18 protein-coding genes are annotated in these 20,924 nt (G+C 69.7%); 12 read left to right on the top strand and 6 right to left on the bottom strand.

Annotated features, from left to right (window positions below; translation table 11 throughout):
- Window positions 1-244: 244 nt before the first annotated feature.
- The gene (locus B5X82_RS23805; RefSeq protein WP_235862789.1) at window positions 245-712 is read right to left on the bottom strand and encodes a MarR family winged helix-turn-helix transcriptional regulator; all 468 of its coding nucleotides are present in this window, start codon (window positions 710-712) and stop codon (window positions 245-247) included.
- Between the two features lie 83 nt (window positions 713-795).
- Between B5X82_RS23805 and B5X82_RS23800 the strand changes: the two genes are divergently transcribed.
- The 3 genes from B5X82_RS23800 to B5X82_RS23790 are packed head-to-tail and all read left to right on the top strand — an operon-like array spanning window position 796 to window position 5,202.
- The gene (locus B5X82_RS23800; protein ID WP_079650848.1) at window positions 796-1,599 is read left to right on the top strand and encodes a cyclase family protein; all 804 of its coding nucleotides are present in this window, start codon (window positions 796-798) and stop codon (window positions 1,597-1,599) included.
- Entirely contained in the window at window positions 1,592-3,718 is a 2,127-nt protein-coding gene (locus B5X82_RS23795) for an indolepyruvate ferredoxin oxidoreductase subunit alpha (RefSeq protein ID WP_079650844.1), read from the top strand. The genes B5X82_RS23800 and B5X82_RS23795 overlap by 8 nt, the downstream gene beginning before the upstream one ends.
- Window positions 3,718-5,202, top strand: a complete 1,485-nt coding sequence (locus B5X82_RS23790; protein WP_079650842.1) for an indolepyruvate oxidoreductase subunit beta family protein — start codon at window positions 3,718-3,720, stop codon at window positions 5,200-5,202. Before B5X82_RS23795 ends, B5X82_RS23790 begins: the two co-directional genes overlap by 1 nt.
- Window positions 5,203-5,312: 110 nt before the next feature.
- On the opposite strand, the gene B5X82_RS23785 is transcribed toward B5X82_RS23790, so the two are convergent.
- Genes B5X82_RS23785 through B5X82_RS23765 form a run of 5 tightly spaced genes read right to left on the bottom strand, consistent with a single transcriptional unit; the run spans window position 5,313 to window position 10,030 of the window.
- Complete coding sequence (locus B5X82_RS23785; RefSeq protein WP_079650841.1) at window positions 5,313-6,884, bottom strand: phytoene desaturase family protein; 1,572 nt, start codon at window positions 6,882-6,884, stop codon at window positions 5,313-5,315.
- Entirely contained in the window at window positions 6,881-7,672 is a 792-nt protein-coding gene (locus B5X82_RS23780) for an SDR family oxidoreductase (protein ID WP_079650839.1), read from the bottom strand. Before B5X82_RS23780 ends, B5X82_RS23785 begins: the two co-directional genes overlap by 4 nt.
- Window positions 7,669-8,253, bottom strand: a complete 585-nt coding sequence (locus B5X82_RS23775; RefSeq protein WP_079650838.1) for a cysteine hydrolase family protein — start codon at window positions 8,251-8,253, stop codon at window positions 7,669-7,671. Before B5X82_RS23775 ends, B5X82_RS23780 begins: the two co-directional genes overlap by 4 nt.
- A complete protein-coding gene (locus B5X82_RS23770) occupies window positions 8,250-8,738 on the bottom strand; it encodes an aromatic-ring-hydroxylating dioxygenase subunit beta (RefSeq protein ID WP_079650836.1) in 489 nt (162 codons plus the stop codon). The genes B5X82_RS23775 and B5X82_RS23770 overlap by 4 nt, the downstream gene beginning before the upstream one ends.
- The gene (locus tag B5X82_RS23765) at window positions 8,735-10,030 is read right to left on the bottom strand and encodes an aromatic ring-hydroxylating dioxygenase subunit alpha (protein ID WP_079650835.1); all 1,296 of its coding nucleotides are present in this window, start codon (window positions 10,028-10,030) and stop codon (window positions 8,735-8,737) included. The genes B5X82_RS23770 and B5X82_RS23765 overlap by 4 nt, the downstream gene beginning before the upstream one ends.
- Before the next feature lie 111 nt (window positions 10,031-10,141).
- Between B5X82_RS23765 and B5X82_RS23760 the strand changes: the two genes are divergently transcribed.
- From B5X82_RS23760 to B5X82_RS23720, 9 genes are all read left to right on the top strand, one after another.
- Window positions 10,142-11,098, top strand: coding sequence for an AraC family transcriptional regulator (locus B5X82_RS23760; protein WP_079650833.1), 957 nt, complete (start codon window positions 10,142-10,144; stop codon window positions 11,096-11,098).
- 34 nt (window positions 11,099-11,132) lie between these two features.
- Complete coding sequence (locus B5X82_RS23755; RefSeq protein ID WP_079650832.1) at window positions 11,133-12,092, top strand: 2-hydroxyacid dehydrogenase; 960 nt, start codon at window positions 11,133-11,135, stop codon at window positions 12,090-12,092.
- 46 nt (window positions 12,093-12,138) lie between these two features.
- The gene (locus B5X82_RS23750; protein WP_079650847.1) at window positions 12,139-12,909 is read left to right on the top strand and encodes a kinase; all 771 of its coding nucleotides are present in this window, start codon (window positions 12,139-12,141) and stop codon (window positions 12,907-12,909) included.
- Between the two features lie 73 nt (window positions 12,910-12,982).
- The gene (locus B5X82_RS23745; protein WP_176152686.1) at window positions 12,983-13,453 is read left to right on the top strand and encodes an Lrp/AsnC family transcriptional regulator; all 471 of its coding nucleotides are present in this window, start codon (window positions 12,983-12,985) and stop codon (window positions 13,451-13,453) included.
- A 108-nt stretch (window positions 13,454-13,561) separates the two neighbouring features.
- The gene (locus tag B5X82_RS23740) at window positions 13,562-14,584 is read left to right on the top strand and encodes an alpha/beta hydrolase family protein (RefSeq protein WP_079650829.1); all 1,023 of its coding nucleotides are present in this window, start codon (window positions 13,562-13,564) and stop codon (window positions 14,582-14,584) included.
- Between the two features lie 214 nt (window positions 14,585-14,798).
- Entirely contained in the window at window positions 14,799-17,606 is a 2,808-nt protein-coding gene (locus B5X82_RS23735; RefSeq protein ID WP_079650827.1) for a TonB-dependent receptor domain-containing protein, read from the top strand.
- A 34-nt stretch (window positions 17,607-17,640) separates the two neighbouring features.
- Window positions 17,641-19,083 carry a metal-dependent hydrolase family protein gene (locus tag B5X82_RS23730; protein WP_235862788.1) on the top strand — a complete coding sequence of 481 codons (1,443 nt, stop codon included), beginning with the start codon at window positions 17,641-17,643 and terminating at the stop codon, window positions 19,081-19,083.
- Window positions 19,068-20,396 carry a phosphotriesterase family protein gene (locus tag B5X82_RS23725; protein WP_079650824.1) on the top strand — a complete coding sequence of 443 codons (1,329 nt, stop codon included), beginning with the start codon at window positions 19,068-19,070 and terminating at the stop codon, window positions 20,394-20,396. The genes B5X82_RS23730 and B5X82_RS23725 overlap by 16 nt, the downstream gene beginning before the upstream one ends.
- Entirely contained in the window at window positions 20,393-20,920 is a 528-nt protein-coding gene (locus tag B5X82_RS23720; RefSeq protein ID WP_079650823.1) for a GNAT family N-acetyltransferase, read from the top strand. The genes B5X82_RS23725 and B5X82_RS23720 overlap by 4 nt, the downstream gene beginning before the upstream one ends.
- Window positions 20,921-20,924: the final 4 nt, after the last annotated feature.

Below are 20,924 nucleotides of genomic sequence, written 5' to 3'. Positions count from 1 at the left end.
GCTGGATCGTCCCGCCCGGCAAGCCCGACACCGCAGAGATCACACGCCGCGCCAGGGCAGCCGCGAAGCTCGCCGCCTAACCCGTCATCCCGGCGGAGGATCGTAGGCGGACAGCGGACTGCCGGGGGCAGTCCGCAGCCGGAGATCGGCTCGCAAAGCGAGCCGGGGGATCTCGGGAGGCTCCTGCGATAAGCCCATCTCCTCTCTCCTGAGCCCCCGGCCTCCGCCGGGGCGACGGCGGGATTCAATCCAGATTGTCGTGGAGCCGGTTGAGCATGTCGATCAGCAGGCCGAAATCCTCGGCGCCGAAGCCGCGGATCAGCTTGCGGTAGATCGGTGCGGTCACCGCGCGGGCGGCGGTCAGCTTCTCCTGTCCGGTGGCGGTCAGGAAGATCTCGGTCACCCGGCCGTCCTCGCTGCTCGGCCGGCTGTCGATCAGCCCGGCGCGAGACATCCGCTCGACGATCCGCGCCATGGTCGAGATGTTGATCACCGTCGACCGCGCGACCTGCGCGATCGGGCGCGGCGCTTTCTCGCCCAGCACCATCAGCACCCGCCAGGTCGGGATGTCGATGCCGATCGCCCGCAGCTCGGCCTCGATCACGACATTGTAGCGGCTCACCGCCCGGTTGAGCAGGTAGAAGGGATAGGCATCGACCCGGAACTCCTCCGAGCCGGGATCGCCGAGGGGGCGCAGGTCCTTGGTCATCATGTCCTTTTTCAATGGCCTGAAAATACTTGCACATGCAAGTTTATTGATGCAGCATCCGGATATCCGACGAGAGGATGACCCTGATGTCCAATTCCCGCAATGACGTGCTTTCGCAACTGGTGGCCGCGATCGGCTCGGGAGGGGTCGAGGTCGTCGATCTCACCCAGACCCTGTCCGAGGCCACCCCCGTGCTGGTGCTGCCGCCCGAGTTCGGCCAGTGCGCGCCCTTCTCGCGCGAGGTGATCTCACGCTACGACGAGCGTGGCGTCGCCTGGTACTGGAGCAACTTCACGGTCTGCGAGCATACCGGCACCCATTTCGACGCGCCGGTCCACTGGGTCTCGGGCAAGGACCTGCCTGCCAACAGCGTCGACACGATTGCCCCGGCCGATTTCGTCGCGTCCGCGGTCGTGATCGATTGTTCGGCGGAGGCCGAGACCGATCCCGACTTCCTGCTCGACCGCTCGCACATCGAGGCGTGGGAAGCGGCCCACGGCCCGGTTCCCGCGCGGAGCTGGGTGCTGTTCCGCACCGACTGGTCGAAGCGCGACGTCGACGCCTACACCAACCGCCGCGAGGACGGCGCGCATACGCCGGGCCCCAATGCAGAGGCGGTCCGCTACCTGATCGAGGAGCGCGACATCATCGGCTTCGGGGTCGAGACGATCGGCACCGACGCCGGCCAGGCGCACCTGCTGACCCCGCCCTATCCGGCGCACACGCTGCTCCACGGCGCCGGTCGCTACGGCCTGCAATGCCTGGAGAATCTCGATCGCCTGCCGGCGACGGGGACGGTGCTGGTCGCCGCCCCGCTCAAGATCGAGAACGGCTCGGGCAGCCCGCTGCGCGTGCTCGCGCTGGTCGCCAAGACTGGCGGCCATGGCTGAGCGGTCCTTCGCCGCCGAGGTCGAGCTGCTCAAGCTCGGCGAGGGCGAGACCTTCACCGGCGAGGGCATCCTCGCGGTCACCAAGGCGCTGCTCCAGTCGGGCGTCGCCTATGTCGGCGGCTATCAGGGATCGCCGATCAGCCACCTGATGGACGTGTTCGCCGACGCCAACGACCTGCTCGCCAGCCTCGGCGTCCATTTCGAGGCGAGCGCGAGCGAGGCGACCGCGGCGGCGATGCTCGCGGCCTCGGTCAACTATCCCTTGCGCGGCGCGGTCGCGTGGAAATCGGTGGTCGGCACCAACGTCGCGTCGGACGCGCTCTCCAACGTCGCCTCGGGCGGGGTCACCGGCGGCGCGCTGGTGATCGTCGGCGAGGATTATGGCGAAGGCTCCTCGATCATGCAGGAGCGGACCCACGCCTTCGCGATGAAGTCGCAGATGTGGCTGATCGATCCGCGCCCGAACCTGCCGAGCATCGTCGACGCGGTCGAGCAGGCGTTCCGGCTGTCGGAGGCGTCGAACACTCCGGTGATGCTCGAGCTGCGCGTCCGATCCTGCCACATGACCGGCAGCTTCGTCGCCAAGGACAATCGCCGCCCGGCGATGACCGTCGACGAGGCGGCCGCCGCGCCGGTGCGCGACACCAGCCGCATCGTGCTGCCGCCCGCCAATTTCCTCCACGAGGTCGAGAAGGTCGAGAAGCGCTGGCCCGCCGGCATCGCCTTCGTCCAGGAGAACCGACTCAACGAATGGTTCGGCCCCGATGAGGGCGAGGTCGGGTTGATCGTCCAGGGCGGCCTGTTCAACAGCCTCAACCGCGCGATGGAACTGCTCGGCCTGTCGGACGCGTTCGGCGCCGCGCGGCTGCCGGTCTATTGCCTCAACGTCACCTATCCGCTGATCCCCGACGAGGTCGCCGCCTTCTGCCGCGGCAAGCGCGCCGTGCTGGTGCTGGAGGAGGGGCAGCCCGAGTTCATCGAGCATGAGCTGAACACGCTCGTCCGCCGCGCCGACCTGCAGACGCGGATCGTCGGCAAGGAGGTGCTGCCCCGCGCCGGCGACTATACCGCGCACGTCATGGCGCAGGGCCTGCGCACATTCCTGACCGAGTGGCAGCCCGCGCTCGACCTGCCCGACCTGTCGATCGCGCCGCTGCCGGCGCCGGTCGCGGCGCAGATCCCGCAGCGCCCGGCCGGCTTCTGCACCGGCTGTCCCGAGCGCCCGGTGTTCACCTCGATGAAGCTGCTTGAACGCGAACTGGGGCCGACCCATGTCTCGGCCGACATCGGCTGCCACCTCTTCTCGATCCTGCCGCCGTTCAACATCGGCAACACGACGATGGGCTATGGCCTGGGCACGGCCGGCGCCTCCGCCTTCAAGCCGAAGGACAAGCGCGCGATCGCGGTGATGGGCGACGGCGGCTTCTGGCACAACGGCCTGACCTCGGGCATCGGCAACGCCGTCTTCAACAAGGACGACACCGTCACCGTCATCGTCGACAACGGCTATTCGGCCGCGACCGGGGGGCAGGACATATTGTCGTCGCGCGCCGACAACCGGGCGCGCACCACCCGCCATCCGATCGAGACGGCGGTGCGCGGGATCGGCGCGGGCTGGGTCCGCACCATCGACCGCACCTATGACCTCAAGCGGATGATGGCGGCGTTGCGCGAGGCGATGACCAGCCCCGAGCGCGGGCCCAAGATCGTCGTCGCCCAGTCCGAATGCATGCTCAACCGGCAGCGGCGCGAGAAGCCGCGCGTCCGCAAGGCGATGAGCGAGGGCAAGCGCGTTGTGCGCGAGCGCTTCGGTGTCGATCCCGATACCTGCACCGGCGACCATAGCTGCATCCGCCTGTCGGGCTGTCCGTCGCTGTCGATCAAGCCCAACCCCGATCCGCTGCGCCGCGATCCGGTCGCGCATGTCGACAATAGCTGCGTCGGCTGCGGCCTGTGCGGCGAGGTGAGCCATGCCGCGGTGCTGTGCCCGAGCTTCTACCGCGCCAGCATCGTCGCCAATCCGGGGCGGTGGGAAGGCTGGTGGAAGGCGCTGCGGTCGCGGCTGATCCTCGGCCTCCAGAAACGCGATGCGCGCGTCCGCGCGGCGAGGGCCTTCTGATGGCGGCGACGAACGAAACGGCGCGCGATCGCATCGGCATCGCGATCCTCGCGCTCGGCGGGCAGGGCGGCGGTGTCCTCGCCGACTGGATCCAGGAGGTCGCGCGCCACCATGGCTGGCTCGCCCAGGGGACGTCGGTGCCGGGCGTCGCCCAGCGCACCGGATCGACCGTCTATTATGTCGAGCTGGCGCGCGCGGGCGATCGGCTGCCGATCCTCGCGCAAATGCCGACGCCGGGCGATGTCGACATCGTCATCGCCTCCGAGCTGATGGAGACCGGCCGCGCGATGCTGCGCAACTTCTCGACCGCGGATCGCACCACGCTGATCGGGTCGACCCACCGCATCTATGCGATCGCTGAGAAGAGCGGGATGGGCGACGGCCGCGGCAGCGGTGAACGGATCGTCGAGGCGGCGGCGCGGCGGGCGAAGCGCTTCATCGGCTTCGACATGGAGGCGGCGACCGAGCGATCGGGCAGCGTGATCAGCGCGGTGATGTTCGGCGCGCTCGGCGGCAGCGGCGCGCTGCCCTTCCCGCGCGAGGCGTTCGAGCAGGCGATCCGCGACAGCGGCATCGCGGTGGCAAGCAACCTGCGCGGCTTCGACGAAGGCTTCCGCGCCGCACAGGCGCCGGTGGCGATGCCCGACGCGATCGACCACGCCGTCCCGCAGCCGACCACCGACGCCGGCCGCGCCCTGCACGCGCGCATCCTGGGCGAACTGCCCGCCCCCGCCCATGCGGCGGCGCTGCACGGCGTCCAGCGGCTGATGGACTATCAGGACGCTGGCTATGCGACGCTCTATCTCGACCGGCTCCGCGACATCGCCGCGCTCGATGCGGCGCCGTGGGAGACGACGGCCGAGCTGGCGCGGCACCTGGCGCTGTGGATGAGCTATGAGGACATAATCCGCGTCGCCGACCTGAAGAGCCGCGCCACCCGCTTCGATCGGGTCCGTGCCGAGGTCAAGGCGGGCGAAGGGCAGATCGTCGGCATCACCGAGTTCATGCACCCGCGCCTGCGCGAGCTGTGCGAGACGCTGCCCGCGGGGATCGGCCGCTTCATCCTGGGCGCGCCGCGCCTTTCGTCCTGGCTCGACCGCTTCTTCCGCGAGGGCCGCCATGTCGAGACGACCAGCCTGCGCTGGTTCCTGATGCTGCGCCTGCTGGCAGGGCTGAGGCCGATGCGCCGCCGCTCGCTGCGCTATGCCGAGGAGCAGGAGCGGATCGAGGCGTGGCTGGGCGACGTTCGCGCCAGCATCGCGCGCGATCCGGCGCTCGCGCTCGGGATCGTGCGGTCGCAGCGGCTGATCAAGGGCTATGGCGACACTTTCGAACGGGGCCTGCGCAACTTCCAGGCGATCCGCGCCGCCCTGTTCGCCCGCCCGCCGGGGGACCGCCGGGCGCAATGGCTCGACGACGCCTGCACCCAGGCACTCGCCGACGACAGCGGCCGCGCGTTGGAGGATATGCTGGCGGCGGCCTGAGTGCCTTGGCGTCCAATATGACGCCATCTACCTCCGCTCATCCTGAGGAGCCATTTCACCTTCGTTCCGGCCCTCCTCAGGATGTGCGGGTCAAGCGAAGGGGCGAGGTCCTAAAGCCGCGCCGCCACCATATGGCCGGACATGCCGGCGAGCCCCGGCCCGGGATGGGTCGACGCGCCGATATGGAACAGCCGGCGGACCGGCGTGTCGTGGTTGCGGCCGCCGGCGATCGGGCGGAACAGGTGGAACTGGTCGATCGAGCAGGCGCCCGAATAGGGATCGCCGCCGACCAGGTTCATGTTCATCGCCTCCAGATCGGCCGGCGACAGGATCGTCGTCTTGAGCAGCGCGCCGTCGAAATTGGCGATGCAGCCGCGCAGCCGATCGAGGATGCGCGCGGCATAGGCTTCGGCCAGCGCGGGCGACCAGCGGCCGCCGGCGGGCGGCACGATCAGTCCGGCGGCGTCGCCCCGCACCTGGCGCGGCAGTTCCTGGAGCTGGACCCAGAGCAGCCCCTGGCCCGGCGGGACGCGCGACGGGTCGGTCGATGCCGGCTGGCCGACCACGATCGTCCCCTCGACCGGCAGCAGGCCGCGCTCGGCCTCGTTTACCGCGCGCGAGACGCCGTTGAGCCCCGGCGTGACGTGGATCAGCGCGACCCCGTCGAGCGCCGAGTCGCGCCAGCGCGGCGGCTCCGACAGCGCGAGGTGGATCTGCATGTCGGCGCGGCCATAGACGTAGCGGCGCGCGCGCTCCGCCTGCGCCGGCGGGGGATCGGACAGCAGCCGGCCGTAGAGCTGGGTCGGGGTGACGTTGGCGACCACGCCGCGACGCGCCATGATGCGCCGGCCGTCGGCAGTCTCGATCCCGGTCGCCGCGCCGCGCTCGACGAGGATGCGGGTGACGTCGGCGCCGGTCGCGACCTGCCCGCCCTGCGCCTCGATCAGCGCGGTGAAGGCGGCGACGAGCTGCGCGATGCCGCCTTCGACGAAGGGGATGCCGACCGCTTCGAGCGTGAACAGGATCAGCTTGCCCATCAGCGCCGACAATGGTGCGTCGGGGCCGAGCCCGGTGTGGAGGATCCAGGGCGCGATCAGCGCGCGGGCGAGGTCGGATCCGAAATCCTGTTCGAGCCAGGCGCGCATCGGCCGCAGGAAATCGCCGGTCAGCCCGGCGAGACCGTCGATCCGCTCGCGCAGCAGGGTCCGGCCGAGCAGGCCGAGCGTTCCGCGGCTGCGCGGTTCCTGGCGGAGCAGGCCGAAGATCAGCGGCGCGTTGGCCTCGATCTCCCGCATTGCGCGGACATAGGCGGCGCCGTCGCCCGGATGGAGCGAATCGAACAGCGCCGCATTGGCCTCGCGCGACTGGCCGAACACGACCGACCGTCCGTCGCCTAGCACCACCGCGGTCGGCTGCGGCGCGGTCAGCAGGCGCAATCCCTGTTCGGCGAGCTTCGGGCCGAGCAGCGGATAATGGGCGGCGGTGACGAACAGCGGCAGCGACATCGCGAACAGGTCGTGACGGAAGCCGGGCAGGGTCGCCTCGGCGGTGCGCATGCAGCCGCCGGCGACCTCTTCGCGTTCGAGCACCAGCACGCGGCGCCCCTTCAGCGCCAGTTCGGCGGCGCAGACCAGCGAATTGATGCCGCTGCCGATGATGACGACGTCCCACTGGGCGTTCATTGTTCCCCTCCCTCGAACCATGGACGCGGGCCCAGCCCCTGGTCGGGGCCGAGGATCGAATAGCCGCCGTCGACGGGCAGGTCGACGCCGGTCATGAAGCGGGCCATGTCCGAACAGGCGAAGACCACCACGTCGCCGACATCGGCGTCGCGGCCGACCCGGCCGAGCGGATGGGTGCGCGCGCCCACCGTATCCGCGCGCTGCTCGCTGCCCGCCATGCCGGCCAGCGCCGGGGACCAGGTCCAGGCGGGCGAGACGGTGAGCACGCGGATCCCGTGAGGGGCGAGCGTCACTGCCGCGCTCTTGGTGAGCTGCATCAGCGCGGCCTTCGATGCCGGATAGAGCAGCCGCCCGGCCGCGCCGAACTTGCCGCCGACGCTGCCGATGTTGACGATGACGCCGCCAGGCGAGGGCAGGTGGTCCGCCGCCTTGGTGATCAGCAGCGCCGGGCCGACCAGGTTGACGTCGAGCGAGCGGTGCCAATCCTCGCGGCTCGCGTCCAGGCCGGGGTCGGCATAGAGGCAGGCGTTGTTGACGAGGATGTCGAGCCGCCCGAACCGCGCCAGCGCGGCATCGAGGCAGGTCGTGACGCCCTCGTCCTGGGCGATGTCGGCGGCGACGAAGGCGGCTCGTTCGCCCAGCGCCGCAACCACCGCCGCGCCGCGCTCGGCGTCGCGGCCGGTGACGAGCACCGAGGCGCCCGCCGCGTGGAGCGAGGCGGCGATGCCGGCGCCGAGGCCCTGCGTCGCGCCGGTCACGATCGCGACCTTGCCGTCGAGCGATATCATGCGTCCTGCTCCAGCAGCGCCGCGACGGTCGAGACCTCGCCGAGCAGCGCGATATTGTCGAGCGCCGCCTGATGGAGATGCGGTTGCCCCGCCGAGCAGGCGTCCGCCGCCAGCGCCACCGCATAGCCCATGTCGGCGGCGTGGCGGGCGCTGTGCTCGACGACCGAGTTGGTCGCCACCCCGGCGAGGATCAGCCGCTCCGCGCCGATGCCGGCCAGCACCTGTTCGAGGTCCGAAGCATAGAAGGCGTTGACCCGGCCATGGGTGACGACGGCCTCGCCCGGCAGCGGGCCGAGCCCCTCGTGGAAGGCCGCGCCCCAGCTTCCCTCCTCCATCGCGCCCGAGGCGACGACGTTGCGGAAGATCGGCGCGTTCTGGACGACTCCGGCATGACCGGGCGGGAAGGCGATGCGGACATGGACGAGCGGCAGGGCGCGCCGGCGGGCGGCGGCGAGCAGGCGGCCGGCGGCCTCGACCACGGCGTCGCGCCCTGGCGCGCCCTCGGCGACGCCGAGGCGGATGCGGCCGTCGGGGTGCAGCACCTCGTTCTGGTAATGGAGCGCGAGGACGGCGGTGGTCACAGGAACACCTCGTAGCAGTCCTGGATACCGTCGCAGTTGATCAGGTCGACCCGCTTCAGCGCGATCCGCCACTCGCCCGGCGCGGTGCCGACGAGGTCATGGGTGTAATGGCCGGCGAGCTGGCGCTGGTCGCGGCCCTGGCGCCATTCGCTGATCTGGAAGGCCGATCGCACCCGCAGGCCCTCGCCGTCCTGCGCGACGATCCGGACGTTGCCGACGATGCGCGCGGTCCGCGTCACCGGCTGCTGCGACCAGGCATGCTTTTCTTCCAGCCGCCGCCGGCGCACGTCGCGCAGGATCGCGTCCTCGTAGAACAGCGAGGCATGGTTGAGCGGGTCCTGCTGGTCGTGGCGGAGCGGCACCCAGTACATGCCGTCCTCGGCGAACAGCGCGTCCCAGTCCTCCCACCGCCGGCCGTCGAGAAGCTCCGCCTCGCGGAAGAGATAGTCGGCGGCGGCGTGGGTCAGCAGCGGATCGGCGATCATGCGACGGCCTCCCCCATATAGGATGCCCAGGCGCGGAACTGGTTGCGCATCGGCACCTCGCTGATCCCGGCGCCCAGCAGTCCGCCCTCGAACGGCGTGTCATGGCCGGCCATGCGGTGCTGGCTGATCCAGTCGCCGCCGTCCGACGCCATGCCCTCCTGGCAGCGCCGATAGACCTCGACATCGTCGACCATCACCGTCGAGGAGGGCGAGTTGACGATGTTGGTGTAGCTGATCGTCCGCTGAAAGAAGGCGTCGGACGTGCCCTTCAGCCGGAAGGTGAAGATCTCGACCAGCGTCCGGTCGATCGAGATGGGCCGGATCACCCTGAGCTGCTGGAACCCGGTATGGGGTGAGCAGCTCGGATAGATGATCGTGTTGTGGCGGTTCATCGACAGGATCGCCTGCGCCCGTTCGACGCCATAGGCAGCTTCGAGCTGACCGCGATATTCGAGGCTGATTGCGTCGGTCGGCGCGTTGAAGATCGCGTCCATATAGCTGTGGCCATGGTCGTAGCAGCGCAGCTCCAGGCTCTCCCAGAAGCTGTTGGGCTCGCCATTGCCCTCGATGATGTGGAGCTGGAACGGGGTCTTGCCGCCCAGCTTCTCGCGCACCGTCCGCCGCGCGGCGGCGAAGGAGCTTTCGTGGGTCGCCTGCGGATGGCCGGTGTCGTTGAGATTCTCGAAGAATATCTTCCAGTTGCTGTGCTGCATCACGCGCATCACGCCGCCGGCCACCTCGACCTCGCCCTCGGGGGCGCGATCGGCGAAATTGTCGATGCTCGCCAGCGCGCCGCCGAGATACTCCTCCAGCCCCGGCCCGTCCTCGGCCAGCGAGCAGAAGACGAAACCGCGCCGCTCCGCGATTCGCGCGACCGGGCGCATCGAGAACTGGGGATCGTCGAGCGAGAAGCCGGTGTCGGCATAGCCCTGCCGGAACGGCACGCCGCGGAGGCGGCCGTCCAGGGCGAAGGTCCAGGCATGATAGGGGCAGCGGAACAGCGGGCCGGCATGGCCGCAGCCGTCCGCCACCAGCTTGGCGCCCTTGTGCGGGCAGCGATTGTAGAGGACGCGGATCGCGCCGTCCCGGTCGCGCACCATCACCACCGGCTCGCGCCCGATCAGCGTGGTCCAATAGTCGCCGGGCTTCGGGACCTGGCTGGCATGGCCGACATAGATCCAGGCCTGGCCGAAGATGCGCTCCATCTCCAGGTCGAAGATCGCCGGATCGGTATAGACGCGCTTGTGGACCTTGTCGGGTCTCACCAGCGCGGCGAGCATATCGTCGGCCATTCCCGCAACCTCCCTTGCCGTTGGAGGGAGGCTGCGCGATTAATCGCTTCCGCAATATCCGCGATTAGCGGATATCATCCGTATAGTGCGGGAATCAGGTCAGGAGCCGCGATGGGCCAGTTCGCCCTGCTGAAGGATGAGCACCGCGCGCTGCACCGCCTGCGGGCGGCGGAGGAGTCGACCCTGGCGGGGGCCCGTCGGCTCGTCGGCGGTGCGCTGAGCGACCATGACCTCGCGGTGATGGAGGATGCGCCGCTCGCGGTCGAGCTGCGGACCGCCAGCGTCGGGGCCTTGCCGCTGGTGCTGCTGCGCTACGGCGCCGCCGTGTCTATCGCGCCGCGCCGGCTGCCCGCGCACCTGCTGTTCCAGGTGGTGCTGCGCGGCAGGCTGGAGGTCGAGGACGACGATGGCGGCTTCGTTGCGGACGAGGGCGACGCGGTGCTGCTGGAGAACCTCGCCGGGCGCCGTCTCCATTGGTCGGGCGACAGCCGGCAGCTCATCATGCGCATCCCGCGCGCCGCCGTCGCCCGGGTCGCGGGTACCGACAGCGGACCGATCCGCTTCGACCGCACCTTTCGGCTGGATCGGGGCGGTTGCGGGACGCTGGAGCTGGTCCGCTACATCATGACGCAGGCGGCGGCGGGCCGCATGGCGGGGACCGACAGCGCGGTCCTGGACCTGCTGATCCGCCACCTGCTGCTGCACCATTCCGACCATGGCAGCGGCGCGCCGCTGCCCGCCTCGATCCGCCGGGCCGAAGCCCATATGCGACAGAATCTCGGCGAGGCGATCACCCTGACCGATCTGGTCGAGGCGGTGCGGAGCACGCCGCGTACGCTGTCGGCGAACTTCCAGACCTTCCGCGGCGTGTCGCCGATGGCACGATTCCGGGACCTGCGGCTCGACGCCGTCCATGCGGCGCTGAGCAACGGCCAGGCGGACTCGGTGACCGACGCGGCGACCCGCTACGGCTTCTTCCATCTCGGCCGTTTCGCGCAGGCCTATCGGCTGCGTTTCGGCGAGTTCCCCCGCGACACGCTGCTGGCGGCGGGTGGGCGGGACGCCTGATCCCGCGATCGATCGGGCGACGAAAGGAGAGAGGGTGGCGCGGATATTGCTGACCCGGCGTTGGCCGGAGGCCGTCGAGGAGGAACTGGCGGCGCGCCATGAACTGCACCGCAACGAAAGCGACCGGCCGATGAGCCGGCAGCAGCTGGCGGAGGCGATCCGCAGGTTCGACGTCGTCTGCCCCACCGTCTCCGACCGGATCGACGCGGAGGTGATCGGTCGGGGCGGCTGTGCGCGCATCCTCGCCAATTACGGAGCGGGGATCGAGCATATCGACCTGGCGGCGGCGCGCGCGGCCGGGATCGCCGTCACCAACACCCCTGACGTGCTGACCGACGCCACCGCCGAGCTGGCGGTGCTGCTGATGCTGATGGTCGCCCGCCGCGCGGGCGAGGGCGAGCGCGAGCTGCGCTCCGGCGGCTGGACGGGCTGGCGCCCGACCCACCTGCTCGGCCGGTCGATGCAGGGCCGGACGCTGGGCCTGATCGGCTATGGCCGCATCGCGCAGGAGACCGCGCGGCGCGCGCAGGCGGCGCTGGGCGTACGGCTGGCCTATCACAGCCGGCGCCCGGTCGATCCGGCGTCCGACCCGCTTGGCGCGCGCTATTGCGCCTCGGTCGCCGATCTGGTGGCGGAGGCGGACATCGTCTCGCTCCACTGCCCGGGCGGGGTCGAGACTCATCACCTGATCGATGCGGCGATGCTCGCGCGGATGAAGTCCGACGCGGTGCTGATCAACACCGCGCGCGGCACGGTGGTCGACGAGGCCGCGCTCGCCGATGCGCTGATGCAGGGTCGGATCGGCGGCGCCGGGCTCGACGTCTATCAAGGCGAGCCGGTGGTGAACCCGGTGCTGCTGGCGGCCCCCAACCTCGTGCTGCTGCCGCATCTCGGCAGCGCGACGATCGAGACGCGCGAGGCGATGGGGCGCCAGGCGGTCCGCAACCTCGAAGCGCTGCTCGACGGCCGCGAGCCGCCCAACCGTGTCGCCTGAGCCCGGTACCGCGCTCGGCGCCGTCGAGGCGGCGGTGCGACGCGCGATGGCGAAGCAGGCGGCGCGGCGGCCTTTCGTGCTCGGCATTTGCGGCGCGCAGGGCAGCGGCAAGTCGACCCTGTCCGAGGCGCTCGCCGATCGCATGCGCGTGGGAGGCGTGGCGACGGCGGTGCTGTCGATCGACGATCTCTATCGCACCCGGGCGGAGCGCACGGCGCTCGCTCGCGACGTCCACCCGCTGTTCGCGGTGCGCGGCGTTCCCGGCACCCATGACGTGGCGCTGGGTCTCGACATCCTCGCCGCGCTCGACGCGGGGCGGGCGGCGGCGCTGCCTCGCTTCGACAAGGCGCGCGACGATCGGGCTCCCGCCGATGCCTGGGACGTTGTGCCGGGCGATATCGCGCTGCTCATCCTGGAAGGCTGGTGCGTCGGCGCCCGGCCCGAGACGGAGGCCGCACTGGTCGAACCGGTCAACGATCTCGAACGCGAGGAGGATGCGGACGGCCGCTGGCGGCGCGCGGTCAACGTTGCGCTGGCCGGCGACTATCAGGCGCTGTTCGCCCGGATCGACCTGCTCGTCCTGCTCGCGGCACCCGGTTTCGAGGCGGTGCGTGACTGGCGGGTCGAGCAGGAACATGGCCTCGCACGTGCCGCCGGAACGGACACCGAAGGCGTGATGAGCGATGCCGAGGTCGAACGCTTCATCCGCTTCTACGAGCGGCTGACCCGGCACATCCTCGCCGAAATGCCTGATCGCGCCGACCTGATGATCCGCCTCGCCCGCGATCGCACGCCGTTATCGCTCAGTCCTGGATGAATTTCTTTGCGCCGGTACCTGCGATGGCTATGACTATGCTTGTCATAGCGAAAAAAAATTGCGAGAGGTGTTCATGGCCGCTGCCGATCTCGATAGCTTCGATCGCAAGATCCTCCGTATCCTCCAGCGCGACAACATGACGAGCCAGCGGGAGATCGCCTATCAGGTCAATCTCTCGGCGGCGGCGGTCCATCGGCGTATCCACCGGCTGCATGCCGACGGGATCATCACCGCCAACATGGCTGTGCTGTCGCCGTCGAAGATCGGTCGCCCCATCTCGGTGATCGTCGAGCTCGAGGTCGAAAGCGAACGACCCGAGGAACTCGAGCAGGTCAAGCGCTCGCTCGCCGCCGCGCCCGAGATCCAGCAATGCTATTATGTCACGGGGGAGGTCGACTTCATCGTCATCGTCTCGGTTGCGGACATGAGCGAATATGAGGAGATCACCAAGCGGCTGTTCTTCGCCAATCCCAACATCAAGAAGTTCCGTACCTATGTGGCGATGGACCGGGTGAAGACCAGCTTCGAGATGCCGGTGGACTGAGGGGCGCGCCGCCCCGCGCAATTTTGATCGGAATTCCGGCCGAATTAAGAGATTTGGCTTCGCCATCGCCGGTTGAGCGCCGGTCGGTCCCTGGCGCATATCGGTGCGATGGAAGGGGCGGAGCGCCAATCGCGACGGTCGCTGTGGAGGGGAGCGGGCATCGGCCTGGCGATCCTGGCCTGCTCGCACGCCGTGGCGGCGGGCGAGGGCGCATTGCCCGCCATCGCCGCGATCGGTCATTTCTACGTCGCCGGGCGCGAGGCGCCGCACGGAGCGCCCGGCGCGCGGATCGAGACCGGGCAGGTCTATGTCCATTATGTGCGGCTCGCACGGCCGCGCCTGCTCGTGCCGCTGCTGCTGATTCCCGGCGGATCATTGTCGGGCGCGGCCTATGAGACGACGCCCGACGGGCGGCCCGGCTGGCAAAGCGATTTCCTCGCCGCCGGTTATTCGGTGCTGGTCGCCGACAGCGGGCAGACCGGGCGGACGCCGCCCGCGCCGCTCGCCGCCGGGGCCGCGCCGCCGGCGATCCGCGACAAGGCCTTCCTCTGGGAGACGTTCCGCATCGGCCCGCCCGGATCGTGGCGGACGGACCCTGGCGCCCGCCGGCCCTATCCGTCGGGGCGCTTTCCGCTCGCCGGCTTCGACGCCTTCGCGCGGCAAGTCTTTCCCCGCTATCGCCCGCCGCTCGACGAGGAGGTCGCGCGCACCGCGGCGCTCTACGACCGCGCCTGTCCGTGCGTCGTCGTCGCCCACAGCGCGGCGGGGCCGATCGCCGAACGGGCGGCACTGCTTCGCCCGAATCGGGTGGCGGCGCTGGTCCTGGTCGAGCCTTCGGGCGGGATCGCACTGTCGCGCGATCAGGCCGCCCGGTTGCGCGGCATCCCGCACCTTTATCTGTGGGGCGACCATGTCGACCAGGACGCCGGCTGGCGCGACCAATATGCGGGTGCCGCACGCGATTTCGCGATGCTGCGGACGGCGGGGAACGCATCCTCGACCTGGATCGACCTGCCGCGACAGGGCGTCGTCGGCAATTCGCACATGCTGATGATGGACGACAACAGCCGCGCCGTCGCCGGGCGCATCGCCCGCTGGATCGCCCGCCAGCGCATCGATCGGCCGCGATGAAAATTCCTTTCCCAAATTGCATGATGAAGTGAAGTTCGTTCGAAAATGTCGGTGAAACTATCAACACAGATAACTTGATGATAATGTTCGGAAGGTGCGATCAAATAGCCTCGATCGATGCGAAAATAACCGATCCAGAAGATCGGCGGCGCATCTCGATGACGAGAATTGTTCTCGACGGGAGAACAAGGAAGATAATCGATAGGGGCTCGATATGATGATTGCGCGAACGGTTGATCAACGGCGCGGATGGGCGATATTCCTAAGCGCGGCGAGCGCCGTGGCGCTGGCGACGCCAGCCGTCGCGCAGGAGGAGGCGCCGGCTCCGGCCGCCACGGCGGCGTCGGATATCGTGGTGACGGGCACGCGCGTCCGCGATCCGAACCTCAAATCGTCGAGCCCCGTCACGGCGGTGACCAACCAGGCGCTGCTGCTGTCGGGCAGCCCGACCGTGGATCGCCTGCTCAACAACCTGCCGCAGATCGCCCCGTCGCAGAACGCGACGAGCAACCGTGGCGACGGCATCGTCAGCGTCGACCTCCGCAAGCTCGGGCCGAGCCGTACGCTGGTGCTGGTCAACGGTCGCCGCATGGTGCCGTCCTCCGGGCTCGGCATCGTCGACCTCAACAGCATCCCCTCGGCCCTGCTCGAACGGGTCGAGGTCGTCACCGGCGGCGCGTCGGCGGTCTACGGGTCGGACGCGCTGGCCGGCGTCGTCAACTTCATCCTCGACAAGAAATATGAAGGGCTGGGCCTGCGCGCCGAGACCGGCGTCTCCGATCGCGGCGACGGCACCAACCGGCTGATAGAGGGGACGCTGGGGGCGAGCTTCGACGATGGGCGCGGCAACGTCGTGCTGTCCGCGGGCTTCAGCCGGCGCGGCGAGATCCGCGCGGCCGACCGCAAGGGCTTCGGGGTCAGCATCAACGGCGGCTCGGCGACGGCGCCCGCCGGCCGCATCGACAATATCGGCCTCAACCCCAACCCGACCGCCGGCAGCTTCCTCGGCACCGGGGGAACTGCGCGCGACTATGCGTTCACCGCCGACGGCAACGGCATCCGCGGCTTCATCAACAGCCTGCCGACCGCCACGACGCCGGGCGACCGCTATAATTTCTCCAACAAGGAATTCCTGCAGATCCCGCTCGAGCGCCTGTCTATGGCGGCGCTGGGCAGCTACGAGCTCAACTCGTCGATCGAGGCCTTCGCCGAGACCTATTTCACCCATAACGAAGTCAACATGCGCCAGGGCGAGAGCCCGCTGACCGCCGGCACGCTGTCGCCGACCAATCCGCTGCTGCCGCAGGTCGCGCGCGACATGCTGGCGGCGCGACCCGACCCGACCGCCAATGCCAGCTTCCAGCGCCGGCTGACCGAGCTGGGCCCCCGCTTGCAGACTGTCACCACCGATGCGCTCCAGATCAATGCAGGGCTGCGCGGCGAGTTCGGCCGCGACTGGCAGTGGGAGGTCTATTATGGCTATGGCCGGTCGGAACAGACCCGCGTCATCCGTGGCGGCGCGTCGCAGTCGCGGATCAACGCTTCGCTGCTCGGCTGTCCGGCGGGCACGGTGGCGGCGTTCGGCTGCCGGCTGATCGACTTCTTCGGGCCCAATTCGCTGACCGCCGCCGACGTCGCCTATATCAGCGTCGACAATGCCAAGGACAAGACCGTGTTCACCCGCAACGCGGCGAGCGCCTCGATCACCGGCCCGATCTTCGAGCTGCCGGCGGGCGCGGTCAGCGTCGCGGTCGGCGCCGAATATCGCAAGGACAGCTTCCGCTACCAGCCTGACGACATCCGCCGGCGCGGCGACCTGGCGGGCTTCTACCCGTCGCTCCCGACCGCCGGCAGCTACGACGTCAAGGAACTGTTCGGCGAGCTGGTCGTGCCGGTGCTGGCCGATCTGCCGGGCATCCACCGGCTGACGCTGGAAGCCGGCGCGCGCTACGCCGACTATTCGAGCGTCGGCCGGGTCTTCACCTTCAAGGCCGGCGGCAGCTGGGAACCGATCGCCGACCTCCGGCTGCGCGGCCTCTACCAGCGTGCGACCCGCGCGCCGAGCGTGTTCGAGCTGTTCCAGGGCGGCGACATCGCGGCGCAGACCTTCTCCGATCCCTGCGCCACCGTCGCCCCGACCGGCGCGGCGCGCCCGACGCCGACCGCCGCCGTCGCGACGATCTGCCAGCTCCAGGGCCTCGCCGATCCCCGCACCGCCGGCTTCACCCAGATCATCTCGACGCTCGACGTCAACAGCATCGGCAATCCCAAGCTGCGCGAGGAGACATCGAAGACGCTGACCGCGGGCGCGGTGCTGACCCCGCGCTTCGCGCCGGGGCTCAGCCTGTCGGTCGACTATTACCGCATCAAGGTGTCCGACTATATCAACCGCGCCTTCGGCGGCGTGAACGGGGTGATCGCCAACTGCTTCGCCAGCGGCGTGACCACGGCGGCTGCCTATGCCGCGCAGCCGGCCTGCCAGCTGCTCTCGCGCCGTATCTCGGGCGAGCTGATCGCCGAGCTGCCGCTGGCCAACGTCCAGACGCTGAAGACGTCGGGCCTCGACATCCAGGCCAATTACGCGCTGCCGCTCGAACGGCTCGGCCTCGGCGACAGCGGCACGATCGATCTCGCCGGGACCGCGACCTATATCCGCGACTACAAGACGGTCGGTCAGGACTATGTGGGGCGGATCAGCCAGAATTTCGGCGGCATCGCCAAATGGCGCACCTCGGTCGACCTTGGCTGGCGCAACGACGATGCCGGCGTCCGCCTGCAATGGCGGCGCATCGGCGGCATGGTCGAGGACATCAGCCAGCGGCATATTCCGGCGGTGAACTATTTCGACTTGAACGGCCGGCTGGAGGTCGGCGAGCGGATCGAGTTTTATGGCGGCATCAACAACCTGTTCGACCGCAAGGCGCCGCTCGTCCCCAACCAGATCTTCAACAGCGACACCCAGAATTATGACATTGTCGGCCGCTATCTCTTCATCGGTGCCAAGCTGCGCTTCCGGCCCTGACCCCTTCATGACGACCAGAAACAGGATGATCACCATGGCCCGCCGGGCGTCCCTCTTCGCTTCCCTTCGCCGGACGCTTCCGGGCCTCCTCCTGCTCGCGGGGGCCGCAGCCCCCGCGGGCGCCGCGATCCAGCCGCACGTCAACCAGACGCAGGGGCAGCCGGTGTCGGGATGCGTGGCGCGCACCGAGAATCTGAAGCCGCCGCAGGTGCCGTTCGGGCAGCAGAACCCGGTGGCGGAGGACAAGGCCTATGTGCTGCGGGCCGCCCGCATCCTCGAGCCGGCGAGCGGGCAGGTGACCCGGGGCGGCTATGTCGTGGTGCGGGGCAAGTGCATCCTCGGCGTCAACGCGGCGATCCCGGCCGGCGCCGAGACGGTCGAGCTGGGCGACGTCACGCTGATGCCGGGGCTGATCGACCTGCACACCCATCTCTTCCTGCGCGACGAGGATCAGGTCTGGCCCTATTCGATCCTGTGGAAGACGAGCCCCTACCGGACGATCGAGGGCGTCGATGCGGCGATCAAGACGCTCAACATCGGCTTCACCACGGTCCGCGACCTCGACGACGAGGGGGCGCTCGATTCCGACACCGCGCTGCGCGACGCGATCGCGCGGGGCGTCGTGCCGGGGCCGCAGATGGTGGTCGCCGGCGTGCCGCTGACCATCACCGGCGGCGACATGAACCTGCCGCTGGTCAACCCGGAGATCCAGCCGCATGTCCCGCAGCCGGCGGAGATGATCGACAGCGACGCCGCGATCGTCCCGGCGGTGCGCGAGCGGATCAAGCGCGGATCGGACCTGATCAAGGTCTATGTGACGAGCACGCGGCGGCAGACCGATCCGGTGACGATGATGCCGTTCAGCCAGTTCAACGCGCAGCAGATGCGTACGATCGTCGAGGAGGCTCATCGCTACGGTCGCGACGTCGCGGCGCACGGCTATGGCGGCCCGGCCGTCGAGGCGGCGGTCGCGGCCGGCGTGCGGACGATCGAGCATGGTCCGCTGCTCACCGACCAGAACATCGCCTCGCTCGCCAAGTCGGACACCTATTGGGTGCCGACCCTGATCACCTACGCGGTGCGCCAGAACACCGATTTCGAGAAGCGCTTCGTCGCGCACCATCGCGACGCCTTCCGCAAGGCGCTCAAGGCCGGGGTCAAGATCGGCTTCGGCACCGATGTCGGCTCCTTCCCGCACGGCACCCAGAATGGCGAGTTCGACCTGATGGTCGACTATGGGATGAAGCCGCTCGATGCGATCCGCGCGGCGACCTCGGTCGCGGCGACGGTGCTGCGGCTCGACGGCCAGATCGGGACGCTCGCCGCCGGATCGGACGCCGACATCGTCGCGGTGGCGGGCGATCCGCTCCAGGCGATCGCCGACATCCACAAGGTCCGCTTCGTGATGACCGACGGGCGGATCTTCCGCAACGACGTCACCGACCAGCGCTTCGATTGGGAATGGTCGCGCCGATGATCGGCGGCGGGCCGGTGGTGGGGCGGCGCGCCTTCGCGGCGGGGCTGTCCGCCCTGCTGCTGGCCTGCACCTCGGTTGGCGGCGCGGCGGCGTCGACGGTCGGGCAGGTGATGACCGTCACCGGCCCCGTCTCCCCCGATCAGATCGGCCCGGCCCTGATGCACGAGCATCTGTTCGTCGACTGGTTCGAGAACATGCCCGCCGACGCCTCCGCCGACGAGGTGGCCCCGGAGGTACGCCGGCGGATGCAGCAGGCTGGCTGGCCGGTGCCACGCACCGCCGAGCAGGCGCGCTTCTTCAACAGCCCCGATCTGACGCTCGACATGATCGACGATCTGCGCCGCGACTGGCGGCTGCGGACCAATTACCGGATCGACGACGAGGCGCTGGCGCGGCGCGAGGTCGCGGCCTTCGCGGCGGCAGGCGGGCGGACGATCGTCGACCTCACGCCTTATGGGCTGGGGCGCGATCCCGCCCGGCTGAAGCGACTGGCGGCGGCGAGTGGGCTCAATATCGTGATGGGGACGGGCTGGTATCGCTGGCCGTTCCACCCCGACGCGGTCGCCGCCATGTCGGTCGACGACCTCGCCGCGATCATGATCCGTGACGTCGAGCGGGGCGGCGCCGACGGCATCCGCGCCGGCATCATCGGGGAGATACCGGTCGACAGCCGGTCGATCCGGATTCCGGCCGGGAGCGCCCCCTCCGACGAGGAGGTCCGCGCCCGATCGGGCGCCGCGCGCAAGCGCCTGCTGGCGCTGCCGGTGGCCGAGCGCGACGCGGTCGATCCGGGCGATATCTACGACGCGGCCGAGCTGAAGGTGCTGCGCGCTGCCGCGCGGGCGAGCCGGCGGACCGGCGCGGCGCTGAGCCTCCACGGGGTCGATCCCTGGATCGGCTATCTGCGCGTCGTCGCGGAGGAGGGGGCCGATCTCCATAGGGTGATCATCGGTCATGCCGACTATATCCTCGCCGATCGCGCGCTGCTGCAGATGGCGCTGGCGCGGGGCGTGACGCTCCAGGCCGATTACCGGCTGCAATATTATCCGAACCAGTCGCCGGTCGGCGACGTCGGCGCACTCGTCGCCGGGATCGCCTGGGCGGTGGCGCACGGCCATCGCGACCAGATCCTGCTGTCGCTCGACATCTGCAACAAGGTCGGGCTGCGCCATTATGGCGGGGGCGGCTATGCCACGCTCCACAACCATATCCTCCCGAAGCTGCGCGCGGCCGGGGTGGGGGAGGAGGATATCCGCCACATCCTCGTCGACAATCCCCGTCGGCTGCTGACGATGGCGAGCCCGCGATCATGACCGGGCTGCGTCTGCTTTCGTTCGTGCCGGCGGATTTCGACGCGCTGGCGGGCTGGTTCGCGAGCCCGGAGGAGGCGGTGCTGTGGGGCGGCCCGCAGGTCGCCTGGCCGCTCACCGCCGTGCAGTTCACGGCGATGCTCGCCGAAGGCGACATGGTGCCGCCGCAGCGGCGGTGCTGGTCGGCCTGGCGGGGGGACGCGATGGTCGGCCACGGCCAGGCGGTCTATGACTGGGCCGCGGGCCGCGCGCGGCTGGCGCGCATCGCGATCGCACCCGCACGGCGTGGCGAGGGGCTGGGCGGATCGATGCTCGACGCGCTGCTGCGCGAGCTCTTCGCCGATCCGGCGATCGGGCGGGTCGACCTCAACGTCTACACCCACAATCGGCGCGCTATCGCGCTCTACACGCGGCTCGGCTTCGTGCCCGGCGCGATCACGCCCGGTGCCGTGCGGATCGACGGACAGGCATGGGACGGCATGACGATGACGATCTCGCGCGAGGACCATGGTGCGAAATTAATTTGATCAA

Source organism: Rhizorhabdus histidinilytica (assembly GCF_900167915.1).
Classification (GTDB): Bacteria; Pseudomonadota; Alphaproteobacteria; order Sphingomonadales; family Sphingomonadaceae; genus Rhizorhabdus; species Rhizorhabdus histidinilytica.
This window is presented reverse-complemented; position numbering and strand designations above follow the sequence as displayed.

What these genes read in the sequence shown, in the direction of transcription:
- B5X82_RS23730 (WP_235862788.1), top strand. Translation starts at nt 17,641, where the DNA reads ATGGCCCGCCGGGCGTCCCTCTTCGCTTCCCTTCGCCGGACGCTTCCG.
- B5X82_RS23725 (WP_079650824.1), top strand. Translation starts at nt 19,068, where the DNA reads ATGGTCGCGCCGATGATCGGCGGCGGGCCGGTGGTGGGGCGGCGCGCC.
- B5X82_RS23795 (WP_079650844.1), top strand. Translation starts at nt 1,592, where the DNA reads ATGGCTGAGCGGTCCTTCGCCGCCGAGGTCGAGCTGCTCAAGCTCGGC.
- B5X82_RS23750 (WP_079650847.1), top strand. Translation starts at nt 12,139, where the DNA reads ATGGCGAAGCAGGCGGCGCGGCGGCCTTTCGTGCTCGGCATTTGCGGC.
- B5X82_RS23785 (WP_079650841.1), bottom strand. Translation starts at nt 6,884, where the DNA reads ATGAACGCCCAGTGGGACGTCGTCATCATCGGCAGCGGCATCAATTCG.
- B5X82_RS23720 (WP_079650823.1), top strand. Translation starts at nt 20,393, where the DNA reads ATGACCGGGCTGCGTCTGCTTTCGTTCGTGCCGGCGGATTTCGACGCG.
- B5X82_RS23770 (WP_079650836.1), bottom strand. Translation starts at nt 8,738, where the DNA reads ATGATCGCCGATCCGCTGCTGACCCACGCCGCCGCCGACTATCTCTTC.
- B5X82_RS23780 (WP_079650839.1), bottom strand. Translation starts at nt 7,672, where the DNA reads ATGATATCGCTCGACGGCAAGGTCGCGATCGTGACCGGCGCGACGCAG.
- B5X82_RS23760 (WP_079650833.1), top strand. Translation starts at nt 10,142, where the DNA reads ATGGGCCAGTTCGCCCTGCTGAAGGATGAGCACCGCGCGCTGCACCGC.
- B5X82_RS23800 (WP_079650848.1), top strand. Translation starts at nt 796, where the DNA reads ATGTCCAATTCCCGCAATGACGTGCTTTCGCAACTGGTGGCCGCGATC.
- B5X82_RS23745 (WP_176152686.1), top strand. Translation starts at nt 12,983, where the DNA reads ATGGCCGCTGCCGATCTCGATAGCTTCGATCGCAAGATCCTCCGTATC.
- B5X82_RS23790 (WP_079650842.1), top strand. Translation starts at nt 3,718, where the DNA reads ATGGCGGCGACGAACGAAACGGCGCGCGATCGCATCGGCATCGCGATC.
- B5X82_RS23765 (WP_079650835.1), bottom strand. Translation starts at nt 10,030, where the DNA reads ATGGCCGACGATATGCTCGCCGCGCTGGTGAGACCCGACAAGGTCCAC.
- B5X82_RS23740 (WP_079650829.1), top strand. Translation starts at nt 13,562, where the DNA reads ATGGAAGGGGCGGAGCGCCAATCGCGACGGTCGCTGTGGAGGGGAGCG.
- B5X82_RS23805 (WP_235862789.1), bottom strand. Translation starts at nt 712, where the DNA reads ATGATGACCAAGGACCTGCGCCCCCTCGGCGATCCCGGCTCGGAGGAG.
- B5X82_RS23735 (WP_079650827.1), top strand. Translation starts at nt 14,799, where the DNA reads ATGATGATTGCGCGAACGGTTGATCAACGGCGCGGATGGGCGATATTC.